This window comes from Paraburkholderia sediminicola, assembly GCF_046026895.1.
Classification (GTDB): domain Bacteria; phylum Pseudomonadota; class Gammaproteobacteria; order Burkholderiales; family Burkholderiaceae; genus Paraburkholderia; species Paraburkholderia sediminicola_C.
In genome coordinates this window covers 1-2,370 of record NZ_JAQQEU010000196.1, presented here as the reverse complement: position 1 = coordinate 2,370, position 2,370 = coordinate 1, and the positions used below count along the sequence as shown (strand labels likewise).

At 62.8% G+C, this 2,370-nt stretch carries 3 protein-coding genes and 2 pseudogenes; 4 read left to right on the top strand and 1 reads right to left on the bottom strand.

Translation table 11 applies throughout. The features are described from left to right. The 4 genes and pseudogenes from PQR02_RS40185 to PQR02_RS40170 form a co-directional block, all read left to right on the top strand. Window positions 1–421 (top strand): annotated as a pseudogene (locus PQR02_RS40185) (IS21 family transposase); the annotation flags it as partial. Then, window positions 408–1,177: pseudogene (gene istB / locus PQR02_RS40180) on the top strand (IS21-like element helper ATPase IstB). The pseudogenes PQR02_RS40185 and istB, both read left to right, overlap by 14 nt. Then, entirely contained in the window at window positions 1,174–1,398 is a 225-nt protein-coding gene (locus PQR02_RS40175; RefSeq protein WP_200654721.1) for a hypothetical protein, read from the top strand. Before istB ends, PQR02_RS40175 begins: the two are co-directional and overlap by 4 nt. A 402-nt stretch (window positions 1,399–1,800) precedes the next feature. After that, window positions 1,801–2,001 carry a recombinase family protein gene (locus PQR02_RS40170; RefSeq protein ID WP_408243346.1) on the top strand — a complete coding sequence of 67 codons (201 nt, stop codon included), beginning with the start codon at window positions 1,801–1,803 and terminating at the stop codon, window positions 1,999–2,001. Between the two features lie 107 nt (window positions 2,002–2,108). On the opposite strand, the gene PQR02_RS40165 is transcribed toward PQR02_RS40170, so the two are convergent. After that, complete coding sequence (locus PQR02_RS40165; protein ID WP_408243347.1) at window positions 2,109–2,366, bottom strand: group II intron maturase-specific domain-containing protein; 258 nt, start codon at window positions 2,364–2,366, stop codon at window positions 2,109–2,111. Between the last annotated feature and the right edge of the window lie 4 nt (window positions 2,367–2,370).

Genomic DNA, 2,370 nt, shown 5'->3' with positions numbered 1-2,370 from the left:
TGGCGCGCAGATCGAGATCGCCGCACATCTGGACGCGCTCGTCGCCAGCAAACGCGAAGCGCGCCACCATCGTGGTCTGGACCATCTGGCCCATGCCGCGCCAGCCAGCCGGACCCTGATGCTGCGCGCCGCTGAGCGCGGCGCCAATCTGGGCAACATCACCGCCCAGCTGCTACGCCTGCTTGACCGCTATGGCGCGGCCGAGCTGCAGGCGGCGATTGAGGAAACGCTCGCCAGCGATGCCGCGCCTCACCAGAATCCGGTGCGTCTGGCGCTCGAGCGTCGGCGCGAAGCCCGCCAGGCACCTCCGCCGGTGACCATCAGTCTGCCCGAACACGTGCGCAACAAGGACACGCTGGTGACGCCCCACCGGCTCGACATCTACGATCAGCTCAATGGAGTGCACGATGAGCACGACTGAGAATCTGCAAAGCCGCGCAAACGCCTTGCGCCTGTACGGGCTGCTGACGCACTGGCCCGAGCTCACCAATGCTGACTGGGTCGAACCGCTCGTGCAATGGGAGGAAGACGAGCGTGCCCGCCGTTCGCTTGAACGGCGCATTCGCGACGCCCATCTGGGTAACTTCAAACCGCTGTGCGACTTCGACTGGGCGTGGCCTACGCGCTGCGACCGGCTCGCGCTCGAAGAGCTGATGTCGCTCGAGTTCGTCAGGGACTACGCCAACGTAGTACTGATTGGCCCGAACGGCGTGGGCAAGTCGACGCTGGCGCGCTAAACCTGGCCTACCAGGCGCTCGTGAACGGGCACACGGCGCTGTTCACGAGCGCCGGCCAGATGCTCGGTGAGCTCGCTGCGCTCGACAGTGACTCGGCCTTACGCCGGCGGCTGCACCGCTATACGTCGCCTGCGGTGCTCGTCATTGACGAGCTCGGATACCTGTCCTATTCCAATCGCAATGCCGACCTGCTGTTCGAACTGATCAGCCGCCGGTATGGAGTCGCGAGTACAGTCGTGACAACCAATCGACCATTTGCAGAATGGTCAGAGGTGTTTCCAAACGCCGCATGCGTCGTCTCGCTGGTAGACCGGCTGGTGCACCGCGCGGAAGTCATCGCCATCGAAGGAGAGTCATACCGGGTGAAGGAAGCCCGTGAACGCGCCGAGCAGCGGGCAAGCAGGCGCGGTGCGGCACGCGGCGGGAAGACAAAACCATGAAGCCCCTTCATCAGCCTTCAGGTATCACCCACGGGCTCGAGTTCCTGATCGCGGAGAACTGGTCTGCTGATCAGGCGCTCGCTGTCGTCGAACTTATCGACGATCTCCGCGAGCGCATCGTCGGGCACTATCAGATTGCGCTCAATGAACTGCTGCGCGAACAGCGCTCGCCTCCTGGAAACCCTCACCCTCCTCGTGACAACGAGGCCGATCCATTCTGACTAACGACCGGCACGCTCGACCATGGGCGCCAACGACTGACCACGGTTGTTGACGCTTTTACTCAACCTTGCGCCGCCGTTTAGTGTCGGATTTGCACCGCCGCTAACATCAGCCTGCCGTCAACGCTGAACTGCGGCACCAGTATCCCCGCACCGTGTTTGGCGGGCACTTCTATAGGGGGCTGGGGAGCAATGGAACAGGGAAGTCAGTTAAGCCCGGCGAGCTCGCCCAAGGTATTTCATAGATCGTTCTCTCTGATCAAAGGGCGCAGCTCTCCGCGCGCGACGGACTCCGGCACCGAGAACGAATAGCGCCCGAGCATGTTGATGTACTCATGACCGAACGGCGACAGGCGTGCCTCATCCTCGGAGCGCACCGGATACGCTCGCTGTTCGACCGACTTGAGCGTCCAACAGTGCGCGCTCGCCGAACTCGGCGTCGCGCCAGATCGGATCTATACGCATCGCGGATTGACCGGCACCAATCGGTCGCGGCCGGGGCTAGATCAGGCCCTGGCCGCCGTTCGTCGGGGTGACACACTCCTTATATTGCAGGTCTCGCGATATATGCGACACGGAGCTGCGCGCTCGGCGGCTGCCTGAAAAGCACAGACCGGCCACAAACCGCCAACGGATAGGGGTAGGAAACGGCGATCGCCGTCCCCTCCCTCCGAACCCGGTGTGCAGTTTTCCCGCGACGGGCTCTCCAGTCAGTTGTTTCCACATCGGGATTGGCGCGCCGATTCAAGGGCCTCAGACATCGTGAATAGCCCAAGATTAGCGAAGAAGGCATTCGGCCATCGCGCGTGATCTCGAAGGCAGTGACCTTGAGCCGGACGATGAAGCTGTCGGCGCAGGATCGCTCGCAGACGGCGACGAACAAAGCCGTCGACGGACGAGAAGGTGTAGCGGTGGGCGTGCTGGAAATAGCCGAACCAGCCACGCAGGAGTGGATTGAGCGACGTAATGATG